The sequence below is a fragment of the Mycobacterium sp. 1164985.4 genome, assembly GCF_001668575.1.
Classification (GTDB): domain Bacteria; phylum Actinomycetota; class Actinomycetes; order Mycobacteriales; family Mycobacteriaceae; genus Mycobacterium.
The window spans coordinates 16,655-35,998 of the sequence record NZ_LZMD01000083.1 but is presented as its reverse complement, the minus strand read 5'-3'; the positions used below and the strand labels follow the sequence as shown (position 1 = coordinate 35,998).

Annotated in this window: 10 protein-coding genes; 6 read left to right on the top strand and 4 right to left on the bottom strand. The window is 67.9% G+C overall.

Annotated elements, in window-relative coordinates:
* Positions 1-7 precede the first annotated feature (7 nt).
* Entirely contained in the window at positions 8-1,366 is a 1,359-nt protein-coding gene (locus A5650_RS18085; protein ID WP_067294612.1) for a permease prefix domain 1-containing protein, read from the bottom strand.
* Positions 1,366-1,722 (bottom strand): PadR family transcriptional regulator, encoded by a 357-nt coding sequence (locus A5650_RS18080; RefSeq protein ID WP_067294397.1) that lies wholly within the window; start codon positions 1,720-1,722, stop codon positions 1,366-1,368. Before A5650_RS18080 ends, A5650_RS18085 begins: the two co-directional genes overlap by 1 nt.
* Positions 1,723-1,829: 107 nt before the next feature.
* On the opposite strand from A5650_RS18080, the gene A5650_RS18075 reads away from it, so the two are divergent.
* The 6 genes from A5650_RS18075 to A5650_RS18050 all read left to right on the top strand — a co-directional run bounded on the left by A5650_RS18075 (position 1,830) and on the right by A5650_RS18050 (position 12,236).
* Positions 1,830-5,132 (top strand): arabinosyltransferase domain-containing protein, encoded by a 3,303-nt coding sequence (locus A5650_RS18075; RefSeq protein WP_067294394.1) that lies wholly within the window; start codon positions 1,830-1,832, stop codon positions 5,130-5,132.
* Positions 5,129-8,338 (top strand): arabinosyltransferase domain-containing protein, encoded by a 3,210-nt coding sequence (locus tag A5650_RS18070; protein ID WP_067294390.1) that lies wholly within the window; start codon positions 5,129-5,131, stop codon positions 8,336-8,338. Before A5650_RS18075 ends, A5650_RS18070 begins: the two co-directional genes overlap by 4 nt.
* Before the next feature lie 23 nt (positions 8,339-8,361).
* On the top strand, positions 8,362-9,270 hold the full coding sequence (locus A5650_RS18065) for an MBL fold metallo-hydrolase (RefSeq protein WP_067294387.1): 909 nt from the start codon (positions 8,362-8,364) through the stop codon (positions 9,268-9,270).
* Between the two features lie 118 nt (positions 9,271-9,388).
* Positions 9,389-10,012: a GTP cyclohydrolase I FolE gene (gene folE, locus A5650_RS18060; RefSeq protein ID WP_067294384.1), complete on the top strand. Its 624-nt coding sequence runs from the start codon at positions 9,389-9,391 to the stop codon at positions 10,010-10,012.
* A gap of 5 nt (positions 10,013-10,017) precedes the next feature.
* Positions 10,018-11,484 carry an MFS transporter gene (locus tag A5650_RS18055; RefSeq protein WP_231992652.1) on the top strand — a complete coding sequence of 489 codons (1,467 nt, stop codon included), beginning with the start codon at positions 10,018-10,020 and terminating at the stop codon, positions 11,482-11,484.
* On the top strand, positions 11,481-12,236 hold the full coding sequence (locus A5650_RS18050) for a dihydrofolate reductase family protein (RefSeq protein ID WP_067294381.1): 756 nt from the start codon (positions 11,481-11,483) through the stop codon (positions 12,234-12,236). Before A5650_RS18055 ends, A5650_RS18050 begins: the two co-directional genes overlap by 4 nt.
* Here A5650_RS18050 and A5650_RS18045 read toward each other — a convergent pair.
* The gene (locus A5650_RS18045; RefSeq protein ID WP_156744188.1) at positions 12,233-13,786 is read right to left on the bottom strand and encodes an acyl-CoA carboxylase subunit beta; all 1,554 of its coding nucleotides are present in this window, start codon (positions 13,784-13,786) and stop codon (positions 12,233-12,235) included. The genes A5650_RS18050 and A5650_RS18045 overlap by 4 nt on opposite strands.
* A 17-nt stretch (positions 13,787-13,803) precedes the next feature.
* Positions 13,804-19,263, bottom strand: a complete 5,460-nt coding sequence (gene pks13, locus A5650_RS18040; protein ID WP_231992656.1) for a polyketide synthase Pks13 — start codon at positions 19,261-19,263, stop codon at positions 13,804-13,806.
* Between the last annotated feature and the right edge of the window lie 81 nt (positions 19,264-19,344).

Genomic DNA, 19,344 nt, shown 5'->3' with positions numbered 1-19,344 from the left:
CAGCCCGTCAGACGAATCCGAAGAACGGCGGCAGCGCCAACACCACGAATGCGGCCCACACGCCGTAGACCGGCAGGTAGCGCGTCTGCCACTGCTCGACGTCGCCGAACGGGCGCCGTCGCCGCAGGAAGCCGACGACCAGCCACGCCGACCAGGCCAGGTTGACCAGCAGCACGAGGTTCATACCGAGCGCGGCGACCTTGTTCGGGCTGTAGCCGAACTCGGCGATGCGCATCAGCATCGCCGTGAGCATCAGCACGTCGACGGCCAGCGCGCTGAGCACGAGAACCAGTTGCAGCCAGTCGAATACGGTCGGCGGGGCGAGCGGGTCGCGGGCCGAGATCGCATACAGCAGCAGCCCGAGCACGAGCACGAGGATGAGGTCCACCAGGATCAGCAGGTAGCGGTCGACGCCGATCACGCTGCCTGCGGTCGCGAAGACCACCAGCAGTGCCAGGAGCATGACAATCGTCAGCGGCGTGAACACCCGCGTCAGCACCGGCGCGATGTTCTCGATGACGCTCTGCTTCGCCTCGACCAGCCACGCCGCGACGAGCACCGCCAACGGCACCATGACGGGCAACGCCCAGTCGCCGACGAACTCCTCGGTGTCCACGCCGACGGCGTCGAACGCGCCACCGGTCAACAGCAAGAGCACCGCGAGGCCGATCAGCAGCAGCGTCAGGTACACGACAAACTCACCCGTGAACCGGATGAAATCCATCCGGCGCGAATCGGATCGCCATCGACCGCCGACGTAGGCGAATCCGACCAGCAGCCACAACACGATCGGTGCATGGATCCCGGCCAGCGCCTCGGTGTCGGGATCGTCAAAGATGTCGTCACTGAACGGGTAGGTGTTGATCGCGACCGCGAGCGCGGCGGCCGGCAGCGCGAGCACGGCCCATTGCCGCCACCCCAACCGTCGCTTCCACGCGAAATACCCTGCCAGGAAAGGGAACACGAGAAATGCGATGTTGCGCCACAGCGTGAGTTCGTCGTCGAGCAGCGCCGAACCCAACTTCACCGCGACGCCTGCGCCGATCCCGAGGGCGAGGACGACGAACAGCTCACGGTTCGTCCGGACCGTCGGCCCCGGCTCCTCCGATACGAGCACCAGCTGCTTCCACAGCCGATCGGAGTGCTCGCGGGCGAACTCGCGACTGATTGCGTCGACGTTGCCCATCCGCTTCACCGCAACCAGGAAAGCCTCGTCACCGGAGAGCCCGCAACGCGACAGGTCGGCGATCTGCTCGCGGAGGTGATCCTCCATCTCCTCGACGTCGGCTGCGGCGATCGCGCGGTGCCGTTGGACGTAGCCACGCCACTGGGCGATCTGCGACTCGAGTTCGGTGTCCGTCGCCATCACGCCCACCCCGGCGCCGCGTCGGCGGACAACGGCTTCCATACGCGGTCGAGCGCCTCGGCGACAACGGTCCATTGCCGGCGCCGTTCGGCGAACACCTCCCGCCCCGCGGCGGTGATGGCGTAGTGCTTGCGGCGGCGCCCGCCGTCGGAGACCCGCCAGTCCGCCGAGACGTAGCCCTGGCGTTCGAGCCGGTGCAGCAGCGGGTAGAGCATTCCGTCCGTCCATTGCATCCGGCCGCCCGACAACTCGTTGACCCGCTTGATGAGCGCGTAGCCGTACGACTCGCCTTCGGCCAGGATGCCGAGCACCAACGGGGTGGCAGACGCGGCAACGAGGTCCTTGTCGATGTGCACGCCGCCACCTCCGATACCTAGCAGTTCTAGGTCATACCCTAGCAGTTCTAGGCATATCGGCCTGGCGTCACCGACTCACGAGATTTCGTCGCCTACCATCGACGCTCGTGCCTGCTCATCGAATCGCGCGATTGATCGCCGTCGTCGCAGGCATCGCCGGCGTACTGCTGTGCGGCCTGGTCCCGCTGCTGCCGGTCAAGCAGACGACCGCCACCATCCTGTGGCCGCAGGGCACAGGGCCCGACGGGTTCGTCAGCGATATCACCGCCCCGCTGGTCTCCGGGGCGCCCGCCGCGCTCGACATCTCCATCCCCTGCCGGGCCGTCGCCACGCTGCCCGCCGACGGCGGCCTGGTGCTCTCCACCGTCCCGCCGAGCGGAATCGACGCCAGCCGCAACGGGTTGTTCGTGCGCGCCACCGGCGACGTCGTCGTGGTGGCGTTCCGCGACTCCGTCGCCGCGGTCGCACCGCGCCCGGCCGTCGAGGACGGCGCCTGCAGCACGTTGCACATCTGGGCCAACCCGGGTGAGGCCGGGGCCGACTTCATCGGGCTCCCCGGTTCCGCGGGCACCCTGCCCGCCGAGGAGAAACCACAGGTCGCCGGGGTCTTCACCGATATGGAGGTGGCCGCGCAGGAGGGACTGTCGGCACGCATCGACGTCGACACCCGCTTCATCACCTCGCCCACCGCGCTCAAGCTCGCCGTGATGGTGCTCGGGGTCGCGTGCGTGATCGCGTCGATCGCCGCGCTGGCGGTGCTGGACCGCCGGAGCCGCTCCGGCGGCGACATTGGGCTCCGCGGCGGGCGTCGCGTGCCGCGCGCCTGGCGCCGCTTCTGGCGCGTGGGCTTCTGGCACTGGATGGCCGACCTTTCAGTCGTCGGCACGCTGCTGCTGTGGCACGTCATCGGCGCCCTGTCGTCGGACGACGGTTACAACCTCACGATCGCTCGGGTCTCCGCCGACGCCGGCTACAACGCCAATTACTACCGCTTCTTCGGCGCTTCTGAGGCGCCGTTCGACTGGTACCAATCGCTGCTGTCGGCGTTCGCCTCGGTCAGCACCGCGAGCGTGTGGATGCGCCTGCCCGCGACCCTCGCCGCCATCGGCGCCTGGCTGATCGTCAGCCGCTGCATCGTCCCGCGCCTGGGCCGCGGCCCGGCCGCCAACCGGGTGACGGTGTGGACGGCCGGAGCGGTGTTCCTGGCGGCGTGGCTGCCGTTCAACAACGGCCTGCGACCCGAACCGCTCATCGCCTTCGGCACGGTCGCCGTGTGGGTGCTGGTGGAGAACGCCGTCGCCACCCGGCGGACGTGGCCGGCCGCGCTCGCGATCGTCGTCGCGGTCTTCTCCGTCACGCTGGCGCCCCAAGGCTTGATCGCCATCGCACCGCTGCTGGTGGGGGCCCGTGCGATCGTGGGCACCGTGCGCGCCCGCCGTCCGGTCGACGGCGTCCTGGCGCCGCTCGCCGCGCTACTGAGCGCGCTCGCGCTGATCTTCGTGGTGGTCTTCCGGGATCAGACGCTGGCCACCGTCGCCGAGTCGGCCCGTATCAAGTACGTCGTCGGCCCCACCATCGCGTGGTACCAGGAGTTCCTGCGCTACTACTTCCTCACCGTCGAGGACAGCGTCGACTCGTCGCTGACCCGGCGCTTCGCGGTGCTGGTTCTGCTGCTGTGCCTGTTCGGCATGCTCGCGGTGTTGCTGCGGCGCGGCGGCGTTGTCGGCATGGCGCGCGGCCCGGTCTGGCGGCTGATCGGATCGACGGTGATCGGCCTTCTGCTGCTGACGTTCACGCCCACCAAGTGGGCGGTGCAGTTCGGTGCGTTCGCCGGGCTGGCCGGTGCGCTCGGCGCGGTGACGGCGTTCGCGTTCTCCCGCGTCGGGCTGCACAGCCGTCGGAACCTCGCGCTCTACGTCACCGCGCTGTTGTTCGTATTGGCCTGGGCCACATCGGGAATCAACGGTTGGTTCTACGTGGGCAACTACGGTGTGCCGTGGTTCGACAAGCAGCCGGTCATCGCCGGTATCCCCGTGACCGGGATCTTCCTCGCGCTCGCGATCGTCACCGGCCTGCTCGCCGGGTGGTTGCACTTCCGCATGGACTACGCGGGGCACACCGAGGTCGCCAACACCAAGCGGAACCGCGTGCTCGCATCGACGCCGCTGCTCGTGGTGGCGACGATCATGGTGGTGCTCGAGGTCGGCTCCATGGCCAAGGGCGCGGTGCAGCGCTATCCCGTGTACACCACCGCCAAGGCGAACGTCTCGGCACTGAAGTCGGGGCTTTCGGACACCAGCTGCGCGATGGCCGACGACGTACTCGTCGAACCCGACACGAATGCCGGTATGTTGCAACCGGTTCCGGGCCAACAGTTCGGGGAGTACGGTCCGCTCGGCGGAGAGGATCCGGTCGGCTTCACCCCCAACGGTGTGAGCGACACCCTTGAACCGCCCGAGCCGATCACCGCCAACCCGGGCACGGTCAACTCCGACGGATCCCCGAACGAACCGAACATCGGGATCGGGTTCGCGGCGGGCACGGGCGGCGGCTACGGACCCGTCGGAGTCAACGGTTCGAACGTGTTCCTGCCGTTCGGGCTCGATCCCGACCGCACCCCCGTGATGGGCAGCTACGACGAAAATACGGTCGCGGCCAAGGTGACGTCGGCGTGGTACCAGCTGCCATTCAATGCCGGAGAGCGCACCCCGGACCGGCCGCTGGTCACCGTCGCTGCCGCGGGCGCGATCTGGTTCTACGAGGAGGACGGCTCGTTCAACTACGGACAGTCGCTCAAGCTGCAGTGGGGCGAGCACCGTCCCGACGGCAGTTACGTGCCGCTGGCCGAGGTGCAACCGATCGATGTCGGTCCCGGACCCCAAAAGGCCTGGCGCAACCTGCGTTTCCCGCTCACGACCGCGCCGCCGGAGGCGAACGTCGCGCGCATCGTCGCCGATGACCCGAACCTGTCCACCGACCAGTGGTTCGCCTTCACCCCGCCGCGCGTGCCGGTGCTGGAGACGGCGCAGGAATTCCTCGGCTCGCAGACGCCGGTGCTGATGGACATCGCGACGGCCGCGAACTTCCCCTGCCAGCGCCCGTTCTCCGAACATCTGGGCGTCGCCGAACTTCCGGAATACCGGATCCTTCCGAACCTTAAGCAGGTGGTCGTGTCGTCGAACCAGTGGCAGTCTGCCCAGGACGGCGGCCCGTTCCTGTTCATCCAGGCCTTGCTGCGCACCGCGACGGTCCCCACCTACCTGAGTGACGACTGGTACCGCGACTGGGGTTCGATCGAGCGCTATCTGCGGGTGGTGCCCGAAGCCGACGCGCCCGACGCCGTCGTCGAACAAGGAACGGAGCGCGTGTTCGGTTGGAGCCGAAACGGACCCATCAGGGCGCTGCCATGAGCCAGACATCGAGTTCCGACGTGCGCATCGCCCGTTGGGTGGCGGCGATCGCGGGGTTGATCGGCTTCGTGTTGTCGGTGGCCACTCCCCTGCTGCCCGTGGAGCAGACCACCGCGACGCTCAACTGGCCCCAGCAGGGTCAGGTGGACAGCGTCACCGCACCGTTGATCACGCAGACTCCGGTGCGGATGACGGTGACGGTGCCGTGCGACGTGATCCGTTCGATGCCGCCGCGCGGCGGAATGGTTTTGGGCACCGCGCCCAAGGACGGTAAACAGGCCGCGCTGCAGAGCCTGTTCGTCACCGTCAACACGCAGCGCGTCGACATCACCGACCGAAACGTCGTGGTGGCCAGCGTGCCCCGGGCACGCGTGGTCGGAACCGACGGCGCCCCAGGCTGTTCGCGCATCGAGATCACGTCCTCCGAGGAGGGCACATTCGCGACGTTCGTCGGGCTCACGAAAGCGGACGGCTCGCCGCAGTACACCGGCTTCCCGGATCCGAATCTGCGTCCGGCGATCGTCGGGGTGTTCACCGATCTGACCGGGCCCGCCCCGCCGGGGTTGAGCCTGTCCGCGGAGATCGACACCCGATTCACCACCGAGCCAACGCCGTTGAAGCTGACGGCGATGGTGCTGGCGATCGTGTCGACGGTGATCGCGCTGCTCGCGCTGTGGCGCCTGGACCGCATGGACGGCAGGCGGATGCGCCGGCTGATCCCGCAGCGGTGGCGCACGTTAACCGCCACCGACGTGGTCGTCATCGGCGGCTTCGCCCTCTGGCACGTGATCGGGGCCAACTCGTCGGACGACGGCTACATCCTCGGCATGGCGCGGGTGGCCGGCCACGCCGGCTACATGTCGAACTACTTCCGGTGGTTCGGCAGCCCCGAGGATCCGTTCGGCTGGTACTACAACCTGCTCGCCATGATGACCAGCGTCAGCGACGCCAGCATCTGGATGCGGCTGCCCGACCTGGTGTGCGGAATCCTGTGCTGGCTGTTGTTGTCTCGCGAGGTGCTGCCGCGGCTCGGTCCCGCCGTCGCCGCGAGCAAGCCCGCGTTGTGGGCGGCCGGCCTGGTGCTGCTGGCCGCGTGGATGCCCTTCAACAACGGTTTACGCCCGGAGGGCCAGATCGCCACGGGCGCACTGATCACCTACGTGCTCATCGAGCGGGCCATCACCTCCGGACGGCTGACCCCCGCGGCGTTCGCGATCATCACGGCGGCGTTCACGCTCGGTATCCAGCCGACGGGCCTGATCGCGGTGGCCGCGCTGGTGGCCGGCGGCCGCCCCCTGCTGCGCATCCTCGTGCGCCGACGTCAGGCGGTGGGCCTGTGGCCGCTGTTGCTGCCGCTGCTGGCCGCGGGCACCGTGATCCTGACGGTGGTGTTCTTCGACCAGACCATCGCAACGGTGTTGGAAGCCACCAGGATCCGCACCGCCATCGGCCCCAACCAGGAGTGGTATACCGAGAACCTGCGCTACTACTACCTGATTCTGCCGACGGTCGACGGATCGCTGTCACGCCGGTTCGGCTTCCTGATCACAGCGCTGTCGCTGTTCGCCTCGATGTTCATCATGCTGCGGCGGGGCCGGGTGCCCGGTGTGGCGCGCGGTCCGGCGTGGCGGCTGATGGGGATCATCCTCGGCACGGTGTTCTTCCTGATGTTCACCCCGACCAAGTGGGTGCATCACTTCGGGTTGTTCGCTGCCGTGGGCGCCGCGATGGCGGCGCTGGCGACGGTGTTGGCCTCGCCGAAGGTACTGGCGTGGTCGCGGAACCGGATGGCGTTCCTGGCGGCCGTGCTGTTCGTGATCGCGCTGTGCTTCGCGACCACCAACGGCTGGTGGTACGTGTCGAGCTACGGCGTTCCGTTCAACAACGACGAACCGAAGCTCGGCGGCGTCACGGTCAGCACGTTCTTCTTCGCGCTCTTCGCAATCGCGGCGATATGGGCGGCCTGGCTGCACTTCTCGTCGAGGACCCGGGGCGAAGGCCGCATCGCGCGGGCGCTGACGGCGGCGCCGATCCCGGTCGTCGCGGGCTTCATGGTGGTGGTGTTCGTCGGCTCGATGGTCGTCGGCGTGGTGCGCCAGTACCCCACGTACTCGAATGCGTGGGCCAACCTGCGTGCGTTCACAGGCGGCTGCGGTTTGGCCGACGACGTGCTCGTCGAACCGAACGCCAACGACGGCTTCCTGACGCCGCTGCCCGGTGACTACGGACCGCTCGGGCCGCTGGGCGGTGTCGGGCCCGTCGGATTCACGGCTAACGGCGTGCCGGAAAAGATTGTCGCCGAGGCGATCCGGGTCAACCTGCCGATGCCCGGCACCGACTATGACTGGGATCAGCCGACGAAGTTGAAGACCCCCGGGATCAACGGCTCGACCGTGCCGCTGCCATACGGGCTCGACCCGAAGAAGGTGCCGCTGGCCGGTAGTTACGTCGAAGGGCCGCAGCAGGAGAGCACCCTGGCGTCGGCGTGGTACGAACTGCCCGCGGCCGACGACGGACATCCGCTGGTGGTGGTCACCGCCGCTGGGACCATCACGGGCAACAGCGTGTTCAACGGACGCACCGAGGGTGAGACCGTCGAACTGGAGTACGCACGGCGCGGACCCGACGGCGCGCTGGTGCCCGCGGGCCGGATGGTGCCCTACGACCTCGGGCCGATCCCGTCGTGGCGCAACCTGCGCTTCCCCCGCGCCGAGATTCCGTCCGACGCCGTCGCTGTTCGCGTTGTCGCCGAGGACCGTTCGCTCACCCAGGGCGACTGGCTGGCGGTGACGCCGCCGCGGGTGCCCGAGTTGCGATCGGTGCAGGAGTACGTCGGGTCCGAGCAGCCGGTGCTGATGGACTGGGCTGTGGGTCTGGCGTTCCCGTGCCAGCAGCCGATGCTGCACGCCAACGGCGTCACCGAGATTCCGAAGTTCCGCATCACTCCGGACTACAACGCCAAGCGTAAGGATACCGACACCTGGCAGGACGGCCTCAACGGCGGGCTGCTCGGAATCACCGATCTGCTGATGCGCGCCCACGTGATGGCGACGTATCTGTCGGAGGACTGGGGCCGCGACTGGGGCTCGCTTCGTCGGTTCGAGATGACACCCGGCGCCCAAGGCGCGACGCCGGCGGCTCTGGACTTCGGCACGGCGACACACAGCGGCCTGTACAGCCCCGGCCACATCCGCATCAAGCCGTAACCGATTCCTCTAACCTGTGAGCCGTGGACCGGATCCGGTGGGGCGCCGCGACACTCGCACGTGCGGTGGAGTGGCAGGTCGACACCTTGCCGAAGTCGGTGTTCCCGCACACTCCCGCGGAAGCCTGGGAAGAGCACGCCGACGAGCTCACGCCGACCTACTGGACCGAGGCCGGATGGCGTATCGCCCTGCAGATCTGGGTGATCGAGGTCGACGGCCTCACGGTGCTGATCGACACGGGCGCGGGCAACGGTAAGAGCAGGCCCCGCATGGCGGTGCTCTCCGACCTGCAGACCGAGTTCCTGGCTTCGCTGTCGGCCGCCGGATTCGACCCCGCCGATGTGGACGTCGTCGTCAACACGCATCTTCACTTCGACCATGTCGGCTGGAACACACTGCGTCACAACGACTCCTGGGTTCCGACGTTTCCCAACGCCCGCTACCTCGTAACGGAGGCCGACTACCGGCACTTCGGCCCCGAGGGCTCCGCGCAGTCGACCGCACCCCGCACCGAGGAGGAGGCCTCCATCCAGCGGCATGTCCGAACGGTGTTCGCAGACAGCGTTTCTCCAGTGCAGGAGCAGATCGAGTTGTGGTCGGGCACCCATCGGCTCAGCGAGTCGCTGTGGCTGCGCCCCGCGCCGGGCCACACACCTGGATCGTCGGTGGTGTGGCTCGACGCCGGGCGGCCCGCGGTGTTCGTCGGCGATCTGACCCACTGCCCCATCCAGGTCCTCCGACCGGACGACCCGTGCGGCTGGGACGAGGACTTCACGGCGGCCGCGGTGACGCGCAAGCGCGTCCTCACCGAGGCGTCGCGGCGGCGCGCAGCTGTGGTGCCCGCGCACTATCCCGGCCACGCCGGCGCGACCGTAATCGCCCGCGGGGATGCATTCCTGTTCGACGACTGGCTCCCGTTCCCACCGATATGAATTTCCCAAATCAACTGACGGCAAGGTAAAGCCTCTGCTAGTAGTGAATAAAGCTGCCCAAAGGATTCCGGCAGCAAACTACTTTGTGACGCTTTCTTCATGCGGCGAGGAGGCATTCATGTTGCAGACGCCTGAAGCGCCGCAGACCGGAAACGGCCAACTGCCACGCGCCCGCACATTCGACCAGGCGGCCGTCGAAGCCGCCATTTTCGATCTGCTCGTCGCGATCGGTGAGGACCCCTACCGGGAAGGGCTGCGCGAAACTCCTGCCCGCGTCGCCCGGGCCTACCAGGAGACATTCGCAGGTCTGTACAGCGATCCCGACGATGTTCTCGCGACGATGTTCGACGAGCACCACGGCGAGCTCGTGCTGATCAAGCAAATTCCGATGTACTCCACGTGTGAACATCACCTCGTTTCTTTCCACGGAGTCGCCCATGTCGGCTACCTTCCCGGCGACGACGGCCGAGTCACCGGACTGTCGAAAATCGCGCGACTCGTCGACCTTTATGCCCGGCGTCCTCAGGTGCAGGAGCGACTGACCGGGCAAATAGCCGAAGCGCTAATGAACAAATTGAATCCGCGCGGCGTGATCGTCGTCATCGAGGCCGAGCACCTGTGTATGGCGATGCGCGGTGTGCGCAAGCCAGGAGCCGTCACGACGACGTCCGCGGTCCGCGGCCAGTTCCAGACCGATCCGGCGTCCCGGGCCGAGGCGCTGCATCTGCTCTTACAGCGGTGATCTCGGTGCCCACGCCGGACGCGCCGACCGGGAGGTCCTCATTGCGCGCGGTGTGGGCGATGATGATCGGCTTCTTCCTGATCGTCGTCGACTCGACGATCGTGGCTGTCGCCAACCCGGTCATCAAACAGGACTTCGAGGCGTCCTACCATGCCGTCATCTGGGTGACCAGCGCCTACCTGCTGGTCTTCGCCGCCCTGCTGCCGGTGGGCGGCCGCCTCGGCGACCGCTTCGGCCCCAAGAGCATGTACGTCGCCGGTCTGACGGTCTTCACGCTCGGTTCGCTGTGGTGCGGCGTGTCCGGATCGATCGGCACGCTGATCGCTGGACGGCTCGCACAGGGAATCGGTGCGGCGCTGATGACACCGCAGACGTTGTCCGCGGTCACCCGCATCTTCCCGCCTCAGCAGCGCGGCGTCCCGATGAGCCTGTGGGGCGCGACGGCGGGCATCGGCCTGCTGGTCGGCCCGCTGGCCGGTGGTCTGCTCGTCGATGGACTGGGCTGGCGGTGGATCTTCCTGATCAACATCCCGATCGGCGTAGTGGGTCTGGTGTTGGCACTGCGCCTGATCCCCGCGTTTCCCCCGCGGCCACATCACCTCGACGTTCTCGGGGTGCTGCTCTCCGGGGGCGGCATCTGCTTGATCGTTTTCGCCCTGCAGGAGGGACGTCACCACGACTGGGGGCCGACGACGTGGGCCGCGGTCGGCGGCGGATGCGCCCTGCTCGCGGGTTTCGTGATGTGGCAGGCGATTCAGCACTCCGAGCCGTTGGTTCCTCTGACCCTGTTCCTCCGCCGTGACTTCGCGCTGTCCAATGCCGGCATCGCGCTGATCAGTTTCACGGTCGTCGCTTTCGCGGTTCCGCTGATGTTCTATCTGCAGGACGCGCGCGGCATGCCCGCCACGCAGGCGGGCCTGGTGACCGCGCCGATGGCGATCGCGACCGGTGTCCTTGCCCCGGTCGTCGGCCGGGTCGTCGACCGCGTTCGGCCACGGACCATCGTGTGCCCCGGCTTCACACTGACGGCGGTCGCGTTGATCTGGCTGTCATGGGAGATGAGCCATTCGGCGCCGGTCTGGCGGTTGACGCTGCCCCTCATCCTCATCGGTGCCGCCGGCGCGCTCACATGGGAACCGTTGGCAGTCATCGCATCTCGGACGGTTCCCGCCGATTTGGCTGGCGCGGGCTCGGCCGTCTTCAACACGACGCGGCAAGTGGGGGCGGCTTTGGGCAGCGCGAGCATCGCCGCGTTGTTGGCCGCCGCGGCCGACGTCGAGTCCCACGATGCATCGGAGCATGCGCTCGAGTTGTCCGGCGCCCCGGCCGTCGATGCGATGTCGCATTCGATGCTGTTGCCCGCGACGTCCGCGGGGATCGGCGCGATCGCGGCATTCTTCTTCACCGGCCTCTTCCCACGGACCGTCCGAACCGTGGAGCACCCTAAGAGAAATGTGAGCACCGCGCCATGACCGCTGTTGCCGCAAGACCACCTTCGAGATTGCACGAGGTCGAGGCGTTCACCGACGACGCTCTGCGCGATCTGCTCGCCTATCCCGAAACCCCTTCCGGGCCAAGGCTTCGCGCGAATTTCATCGCAAGCATCGACGGTGCGGTGACGCTCGACGGCGCGGGCCGCAAGCTCGGCACGCCGACCGACCGCCGGGTGTTCAAGCGCTTACGCGAAGTCGCCGATGTGATCGTGGTCGGTGCCACCACGGCGGCGTCGAAACCCTACGCCGATCTTCGGATCGACGCCGACGCCCAAGCGTGGCGCCTTTCGCACGGCCTGCCAAGCGTCCTGCGGTTGGTGGTCGTGTCCAGTCGCGGGGTGATCCCGGCCCATCTCCTTACGGCGACGGTTCCGCCGATCGTGTTGGTCTCTGCGAGCGCCACCCGTTCAGCGCGGCGAACGCTGGAAGCGTCAGGGGCGGTGGTGTGCGAGATGGCCGAGGGTCAGATCGCTTCTGCCGCAATCCGTCAGGCCCTCGACGATCTGGCGCTGAGGCGGGTGCTGGTGGAGGGCGGCCCGACGCTGTTCTCCCATCTGGTCGCCGGCGACGAGATCGACGAGTTGTGCCTGACCACCAGCCCGATGATGGTGGCGGGTCCCGCCCGGCGGATCGCCGCCACGGCCGAGCATGTCGAGGTCGGTATGCGGCGCAAGGATGTGCTGCTCGGCGAGGACGGCACGGTCATCGTCCGATGGGTTCGGCGAGACTAGAGCGGCGTCAGGCCGTGCTTGCGTAGCACCTTCTTCGTGGGCTGCTTGTCGCGCAGCAGCCGCAGCGATTTGCGGATGAGCAGCCGCGTCTCGTGCGGCTCGATCACACCGTCGATGTAACCGCGCTCGGCGGCGATCCACGGCGTGGCCATGTTGAGGTTGTAGCCCTCGATGAAGTCCGCGCGGATCTTCTGCACCTCGGGTGCGGTCGGATCGGGGAACCGCTTCACCAGCAGCTGCGCGGCGCCCTCGGCGCCGATCACCGCGATGCGCGCGGTCGGCCACGCAAAGTTCAGGTCCGCCGACAGCTGCTTGGACCCCATCACCGCGTAACCGCCGCCGTAGGCCTTACGCACGATGATGGTGACCTTGGGGACGTCGGCTTCAACGATGGCGTTGAAGAACCGGCCGCCGCGCTTGATGATGCCGCGCTTCTCCTCCTCGACGCCCGGCATCGCCCCCGGGGTGTCGACCACGAAGACCAGCGGAAGGTTGAACGAGTCACAGAACCGGATGAAACCGGCAGCCTTGTCGGACGCCTCGTTGCCCACGGCGCCGGACATGTGCATCGGCTGGTTGGCGATCACGCCGACCGGGTGGCCGTCGACGCGGGCGAACGCGGTGATCATGGACGGACTGCGCTGCTCGGCGATTTCGAACACGTCCCCGTCGTCGAAGATGCGGAGCAGGATCTCGTGCATGTCGTACGCCATGTTGTCGCTGTCGGGCACGATCGTGTCGAGCTCGTAGTCGTGCGGCGTCAGCTCGGGCTCGAGACCCGGGTTGACGATCGGCGGATCGTCGAAGGTGTTGGCGGGCAGGAACGAAAGGTAGTCGCGCACATACTGGTACGCGTCTGCCTCGGAATCGACCACCTTGTGGATGTTGCCGCGCTCGGCCTGAACGTCGGCGCCGCCGAGTTCGTCGAAGGTGACGTCCTCGCCGGTGACGTCCTTGATGACGTCGGGTCCGGTGATGAACATGTAGCCCTGGCCGCGGACCGCGACGACGAGGTCAGTCTGGATGGGCGAGTACACGGCGCCGCCCGCGCACTTGCCGAAGATCAGCGAGATCTCTGGCACGAGACCGCGCAACATCTCGTGGCGGCGACCAAGCTCGGCGTACCACGCCAGCGACGTCACGGCGTCCTGGATGCGCGCGCCGGCCGAGTCGTTGATACCGATGATCGGGCAGCCGACCATGGCCACCCACTCCATCAGCTTGGCCACCTTGCGGCCGAACATCTCACCGACCGAGCCCTGGAACACCGTCTGGTCGTGGCTGAACACACCGACCGGCCTGCCGTTGATCGTGGCGTGACCGGTCACCACACCGTCGCCGAACAACGCGTTCGGATCACCGGGCGTCTTCGCCAGCGCGCCGATCTCCAGGAAGCTGCCCGGATCGACGAGGGCATGGATCCGCGCGCGGGCGCTCGGAATGCCCTTCTTATCCCGCTTGGCGACCGCCTTCTCCCCGCCGGGCTCCTTGGCCTGCTCGAGCTTCTCGCGGAGTTCGGCAAGCAGCTCTGCCGTGGTCTTGGTTCGGATGGGAGTAGCTTCAGTGGTCACTTCGACGGCTTCTCCTCAGACTCGATCCGGTTGATCGCCTCGCTCATGTGAGCTCCGACCTTCGCAATGTACGGCTCGTCGATCACCTGAATGTGCTCACCCCCGATCGGCACGACCTCCAGCTCGGAGACGAACTCACCCCAGCCGCCGTCGGGCTTGCGGGTGGCGTAGCGCGGCTCGAAGTAGATCGCGTCGTCGTGGTAGCGGTCGGCCATGTACAGCGTGACCTTGCCGTCGTACGGCTTGATCTCGGCGGTGTCGATGGCCCGCTGATCCAGATACGACGTGCGCTGGTGCTCGATGATGCCACCGGGGATCTGCACCCCGCTCTGGCTCACCACGTCGAGCACGTAGCGCACCTGGCCCTCGTCGTCGAGCGCCTCGAGCTCCTCGTAAGGGATCTCGGGGATCTCGACGTTGAAGGTGCGCTCGGCGAAGCGGGCGTAGCGGTCCCAGCGGGCGCGGGTCTCCTCCTTGGTCTGGGGAATCTCCTCACCCGGACGCACCGCGTCGATGAGACCGACGAACTGCACGTCGGCACCCGCCTGCTTGAGACCGATCGCGCACGCGTAGGCCAGCACACCGCCCAGCGACCAGCCGGCCAGGATGAACGGCCGACCGCGCTTGCCGTCGCTCCAGCCGTTGAGCTCCAACAGCTTCGGCACGTACTCGTGCGCCCGCTCCTCGATCGAGCCCTCGACGCGCTCGATGCCGTACATCGGCGTATCGGCCGGCAACCGCTTGAGCAGCGGCTCGTAGACCACCGTCGAACCACCCGCGGCGTGAAAGACGAACACGGGAATGTGATCCGAACCTTCCTGCGGCGCGCGAATGGTTCGCACGAACCCGTCGACCTTGCCGCCCTCGAGGTAATCGCGGACGGTGGTCGACAACTCCTCGATGGTCTTCGCGGAGCGCACGTCGTCGACGGTGATGGTGCCCTCGTCGACGCGCTCGGTCAGCCGCTCGGCGATCTTGGTCGCGGTGGGCTCATCGATGTCGGGCAGCTCGTTGAAGATACCGCCCGGCGACTTGCCGGTCACGATCGCCCACGTCGCGAACGTGACGCGTTCCGCGGCGTCGCGCGGTGGCACGTCAGAACCCAGCGCCTCGGTCACCGCCTCCTGGGTGAGCACTTTGGAGGCCGCCGCGACCGTGGCCTGCGATGGACCGGCCGCGGGCGTCGGTCCGCTGGGGTCGGTCGGTGGCGGCGGAACCGCCGGACCGCTCGGGTCCGTGGGCGGCGGCGGCACCGCCGGACCGCTGGGGTCCGTCGGCGGGGCGGGGATGTCGTTCACCGGGGCCGCACCGGCCGGAAGATCGGATTCCGTCGCGGTGCCCGCGCTGGTGACCTCCGAGGCGACGCCGGTCTTCTCGGCCAGCACCTGCTCGAGCTCGGCGACGGTGGTCGCACCGCCCATCAGCTCGGCCTGTTCGGCCGCGATCTCCTCGGCGGTCTTGGTCTTCTGGTGCTCGGCGATCTGGTCGACCTCGTCGCGGTGCTCGATCGCGTAGTGGATCAGCTTCTCGACCGCATACAGGTTGGCGTCGCGCACCGCGGTCAGCTGGATCGGCGGCAGGTCGAAGTCGTACTCGACCCGGTTCTTGATCCGCACGGCCATCAGCGAGTCCAGGCCGAGCTCGATCAGCGGCACCTCCCAGGGGAGGTCCTCGGGCTCGTAACCCATTGCGCCGCCGACGATCGCGCCGAGCCGGTCGTGAACCGTCTCCCCCGAGTCCGGCGACCACTTGGCGAAGCCGGCCGCCAGACCCGCGCCCGCCGTCAGGTTGTCCTGCAGGATCTCCGCTGCGTCTTCCTCGGGCTCGTCTGCCGGAGTCGTCGAAACCTGTTCGGCGACAGTCGCTCCGGTGGCCACCGCGACAGGCAGGGCACCCGCGGCACCGGTGCGGCTCACCACCGCGTCGTACACCAGCGTGAAGGACTCGTCGATGCGCGCATGCACCTGCACGCTGGCCCCACCGGGATGGCGGGTCAGCGTCGTCACCAGCCGCGCGCCCTCACCGGGGACGGCGCGCTGTTCGGAGGCGACCAGCTTGGCGTCCGGAATGACAGCTGCCGCAGCCGCTTTCACCAACGCAGCCAGGTCCGTTTCGCCCTTGGGGGCATACTCCCAGACGTGCCTGCCGTCGGGCGTCGCGACGTGGTTACCCGGCATCACCGCCGAGCTGTCGCCGGTGAACCGCGCGTCGAGCCAGTGTGGCTTGCGCTTGAAGCGCGTCGGCGGGATGTTCGCGAAGTCCAGCGCCCCGGCCAGCCCCTTGTTCCGGCGGGGGAACAGCGTGCGGAAGTCCAGATCGTGGCCGTGGACGAACAGCTGCGCCATCGCCACGGTCATCGAGTCGACCTCGTCCTGCTTGCGCGCCAGCGTCGCGATCAACTGCGCGTCGTGCAGACCGGCCGCCGCCGTCGTCAGGCCAACCTGCATGAGCGCCACGGGATTCGGCGCCAGCTCTAGGAAGGTCGTGTGCCCGTTGTCGACGGCGTTGCGGATGCCGTGGGTGAAGTAGACGCTGTGACGCAGCCCCTTCTTCCAGTAGTCGACGTCGTGGATGGTCTCGCCGGGCCGGATGTAGCGACCCTCGTGGACCGTCGAGAAGTACCCGCTCTTGGTCGGGTGCGGTTCGATGCCGACGAGTTCGGCGGCGAGCTCGCCGAGCAGCGGGTCCATCTGCGAGGTGTGGCTGGCGCCCTTGGTCTGCATCTTGCGGGCGAACTTGCCTTCTTGCTCGCAGCGCTCGATGATCGCGTCGACCTGGTCGGGCGGCCCGCCGATGACGGTCTGCGTCGGCGCGGCGTACACGCACACCTCGAGATCCTTGAAGGCTTCAGTCTCTCTGAAAACCCCTACGATCTCGTCGGCCGAATACTCGACCAGCGCCATCAACCGGATCCACTCGCCGAACAACATCGCCTCGCCCTCACCCATGAGGTGGGCGCGCGCACAGATGGCGCGGGTGGCATCCTCCAGCGACAGGCCGCCGGCGAAGTATGCCGCGGCGGCCTCACCGAGCGACTGTCCCACCACCGCAGCGGGTTTCGCGCCGTGGTGCTTGAGCAACTCGCCTAGGGCGATCTGCAGGGCGAAGATCACCGTCTGGACGACCTCGATGGGGTACTCGCAGGTCTCATTGGTGTAGTCGACCGCGTCGTCGAGGATCAGCTCCAGGATCGAATAGCCCCGCTCATCCTGGATGAGGGCGTCGACCTTGTTGATCCACTCCGCGAACACCTCGTTACGCAGATACAGGTTCTTGCCCATCTTGCGGTGCTGGGCACCGAAACCGGCCAACACCCACACCGGACCGTTGGTCACCGGGCCGTCGGCGCTGAACACGCTCGGGTGCTGCTTACCCTCGGCCACCGCGCGCAGGCCCTTGATGGCCTCGTCGTGATCGTGAGCCAGCACCACGGCTCGGGACCGCCCGTGGTTGCGCCGCGACAACGCGCGGCCGATGGACTCCAGCGACGACTCGCGCCCCTCGGGGCTGTCGATCCAATCGGCCAGCTCGGCCGCCGTCGCCCTCTTGCGCGACGTCAAGAACCCCGAAACGGCCAGCGGCACAACGGGAGTGGGCTGCTCGCCGGCTTCCATCTCCTCGCGCGCGGCCTCGAGCAGCTGCAGCGCCTTGTCGGTGAGGCCGGGCAATTCGGGCTCGTCGTCCTGAACGTGGGCGGGCCGGTCGAGCGCGTCGTCGTCGTCGTCGAAGCCTGATTCTCTTCGCGCAAGCGGCTCATCGACGAACTCGCCGTACTCGTCCATCCGCACCCCGCCGATGTAGACGGCGTTGGCCTCCGAGGACTTCGACTCGTCGGCTCCGGGCTCCGGTTCCGGTTCGGGCTCAATGAGATCCGACGGCAGTACCTCGCGCAGCACCAGGTGCGCGTTCGCGCCGCCGAAGCCGAATCCGGAGACGCCGGTGATCGCGTAGCCGCTGTAGCGCGGCCAGTCGGTGGCGGTGTCGGCGACCTTGAGGTGTACACCGTCGAAGTCGATGTAGGGGTTGGGGCCGGTGTAGTTGATCGACGGCGGGATCTTGTCGTTGCGCAGCGCCAGCGTCATCTTCGCCAGGCTGGCCGCGCCCGCGGCCGACTCCAGGTGTCCGACATTGGATTTGATGGCGCCCAGCAGCGCGGGTTTGTCGGCCGCGCGGCCCCTGCCGATGACACGACCCAGCGCGTCGGCCTCAATCGGGTCACCGAGGATGGTGCCGGTGCCGTGCGCCTCGATGTGGTCGACGAGACGCGGGTTGATGCCGGCGTCCTTGTACGCCTTGCGCAACACGTCGGCCTGCGCGTCCGGGTTCGGCGCGAGCAGGCCGTTGGACCGGCCGTCGTGGTTGACCGCGCTGCCGGCGATGACGGCGAGGATCTCGTCGCCGTCGCGCCGAGCGTCGGAAACCCGCTTGAGCACGAGCATGCCGCCGCCCTCGGAGCGGGCGTAACCGTCGGCGTCCTGGGAGAACGACTTGATGCGGCCGTCCGGTGCGAGCACGCCGCCGACCTCGTCGAAGCCGACCGTGACCAGCGGCGTGATCAACGCGTTCACACCGCCGACGATCGCGACATCGGCCTCACCGGCACGCAGCGCCTGCACACCCTGGTGCGCGGCGACCAGCGAGCTCGAGCAGGCGGTGTCGACCGTCACCGACGGGCCGCGGAAGTCGTAGAAGTAGGAGACGCGGTTGGCGATGATCGAGCTGGAGTTGCCGGTGATCGCGTACGGATGGGTGACGCTCGGGTCCGACAGAGCCAGATTTTGGTAGTCGGCGTTCGACGAACCCACGAACACCGCGACCGCCTCGCCGCGCAGGCTCGACGCCGGGATGCGGGCGTTCTCCAGTGCCTCCCAAGTCAATTCGAGCGCCATCCGCTGCTGCGGATCGATGTTGTCGGCCTCCATCTTCGACAGCGCGAAGAACTCGGCGTCGAAGCCCTTGATGTCGGAGAGGTAGCCGCCACGGGTGCGGGCCTTGGCGACCCGCTCAGCGATGCGCGGCTCGCTGAGGAACTCCTCCCAGCGGCCCTCGGGCAGGTCGGTGATCGCGTCGCGACCCTCCATCAGCGCCCGCCACGTCTCGTCGGGGGTGTTCATGTCCCCGGGGAAACGGGTGGCCAGGCCCACAATAGCTATGTTCGCGATGTCCTCATCAACATCGCGCGTCCAGTCCTCGTCGTCGTCGCCGAGGTCTTCGGGCTCCGGCTCTCCTTCGACGATGACCGTGGCCAACGACTCGATGGTGGGATGGCGGAACGCCACGGTGGCCGTCAACGTGACGCCGGTCAGGTCCTCGATGTCGCTGGCCATCGCGACGGCGTCGCGCGACGAGAGGCCGAGCTCGACCATCGGCGCGGATTCGCTGATGGAGTCGGGCGACTGGCCGGTGGCGTTGCCGATCCAGTTGCGCAGCCACTCGCGCATCTCGTTGACCGTCATGTCGGTCCTCGGAGCCGCTCCGGCGGCGACATCGGAGCTGGGGGAGGTCAGCGGCTTCTCGGGTGCCAGCTGGATGTCGTC